The organism is Chamaesiphon polymorphus CCALA 037 (genome assembly GCF_003003845.1).
Taxonomy (GTDB): Bacteria; Cyanobacteriota; Cyanobacteriia; order Cyanobacteriales; family Chamaesiphonaceae; genus Chamaesiphon; species Chamaesiphon polymorphus.
Genome location: NZ_PVWO01000710.1, coordinates 1 through 2,281, shown reverse-complemented (window position 1 = coordinate 2,281; position 2,281 = coordinate 1). Strand labels below are relative to the sequence as shown.

The window sequence follows — 2,281 nt, the reverse complement described above, 5'->3', positions numbered from 1 at the left end:
CCTTCTCCCAATTCTGGGAGAAGGGGAGCCGGAGCGAAAAGCCTCGTCTCTTGCTCCCTCTCCCAAACTTGGGAGAGGGCTGGGGTGAAGGCAAACCAATGGCGCACTAAGCAAGAATTTCCGAATTTGGAATTGCTGTCCCATACCACCCTCGATGGCGATCGAAGCAGACTTCAGTCTCAAAGTAACCCCGATCGCGAACTAACGTAAAATAAGCACAAATACTATCTGAAGAACTTGCACAGATGATTCGGTTGTTCCTAGTTGAAGATCAGGCTATCGTCCGTGACGGACTCAAGATTATGCTGGAAACTACCTCCGACTTCCAGATGGTGGGAGAAGCCGAAAATGGAGTAGAGGCGATCGATCGATTACAGGAACTCCAGGATAGCGATCGATTTCCAGATGTGGTCTTAATGGATGTGCGGATGCCGGAGATGGATGGAGTGGAAGCGACTCAACATCTTTGTCAGACCTATCCCGATCTCAAAGTTTTAATTCTCACCACCTTTGATGACTCCGAATACGTGCGCCAAGCACTGCAAAATGGTGCCAAAGGTTATCTTCTCAAAGATACGCCGATTGCCGAATTAGCCAAAGCCATCCGCTCGATCTTCCAAGGGTACACTCAATTTGGCCCAGGATTGATCGAAAAAGCCCTCGCTCAGTCTGACCCAGTGACAGAGATCGAGACCGAACCGCCAGCAGAGTTATTGGCATTGACCGATCGAGAGCGGGAAGTCCTCAAACTCATTGCTGAGGGACTGAGCAATCGCGAAATTGCCGAAGCCCTATTTCTGTCCGAAGGCACCGTTCGCAATCATGTTTCTAATGTGCTCCTCCGACTCAATGTTCGCGATCGCACCCAGGCGGTGATTCTGGCCAATACCTTCCCCACCTACTTAAACCCGATCGACACCCTCACCGAAGAGTGAAAATCGATCTTTTTTCTCTCATTAAGGTCGATCGATTCATGACATTTGTCACCTGTAATTTATACCTAGTGAAGATAAGATTGCAAAATCTAAGCTCGCAAAGTCATGACAAGTTTGCCCACCACTAAGGCCGATATTTTGATCGTGGATGATACTCCCGATAATATCCGGTTCCTGTCCGCAATTTTGACGGGGCAGGGCTACAAAGTACGCGGCGTGACGCGGGGTAAAACCGCTCTGATGGGGGTGCAAGCACATTTGCCAGACTTGATTCTGCTGGATGCGGTCATGCCAGGAATTGATGGCTTCGAGCTGTGTAAAACGCTGAAAGCCAATCCAGTCACTCAGGATATCCCCGCGATCTTTATTAGTGCCTTAAGTGAGGTGACGAATAAGGTGCGAGGGTTAAATGCGGGTGCGGTTGATTACATTACCAAACCCTTTCAAATTCCAGAGGTGCTAGCTCGCGTTGAGACCCAGCTCACCCTCCACCGCCTCCAACAGCAGCTTCGGGAAACTCTCGATCGAGAATGTGCCTTAAACCAACGGATCGAACAGCTAGCTGTTTATCAAGAGCGTCACCGACTAGCCCGCGAAATCCACGACTCCCTGGGACATTCCCTGGTGGCTCTAAATATCCAAATCGATGCGGCACTGACCCTCTGGCACGATCGACCAGAACGAGCCTATACCTTTGTCAAAGATGCCAAACGCTTGGGTACTGAAGCCCTCCAAGCCGTGCGCCAATCAGTTACCCAAATGAGATCGGATTCCGTCCAAGCTCAACTGCTCGAAACGGCGATCGCCAAACTGGTCGAGGAATTTCAAACGAATACAGGCATTTTGCCAGATTGCGAGATCGATCTCGCCTTACCACTCTCCAACGAACTCAGCACCGCAGTTTATCGGATTCTGCAAGAAGGATTGACCAATATTTGTAAATATGCCGAACCAACGACTGTTCGCATTCAAATCGGCGGAAAAGATCGTAGTCTACAAATAGTTTTAACCGACAACGGCAATGGCTTCGAGCTAGAAACTGCCAAAACGGGATTTGGCTTGATCGGGATGAAAGAACGTGCGGAAAATTTCGGTGGGAGTTTAGAAATTTTGACAGCACCGCAAGCCGGATGTCAGATTGTGGCCTTATTGCCCTTGCAATAGATCCGCCGATCGGCTAGTTTGGTGGCAGTAGCAGCCATCTATATCGATATTCAGGGTTTTTGCACAGCAGCAGTCATACCAAATCCGGTTGGTAAAACCCACAAACCTCTGCCCTCACCCCCAACCCCTCTGTCTTGTCGCACACAAACGGGAGGGAACCTCCCGTTCGATGCGCCGCTCCC

At 49.9% G+C, this 2,281-nt stretch carries 3 protein-coding genes; all 3 read left to right on the top strand.

The genetic code is table 11. The features are described 5' to 3' along the window. The coding region (locus C7B77_RS30920) for a hypothetical protein (protein WP_219892314.1) at positions 1–210 on the top strand (210 nt) is incomplete at its 5' end. Between the two features lie 35 nt (positions 211–245). Next, positions 246–935, top strand: a complete 690-nt coding sequence (locus C7B77_RS28580; RefSeq protein WP_106313049.1) for a response regulator transcription factor — start codon at positions 246–248, stop codon at positions 933–935. 105 nt (positions 936–1,040) lie between these two features. After that, entirely contained in the window at positions 1,041–2,099 is a 1,059-nt protein-coding gene (locus C7B77_RS28575; RefSeq protein ID WP_106313046.1) for an ATP-binding response regulator, read from the top strand. The last annotated feature ends 182 nt before the right edge of the window (positions 2,100–2,281 follow it).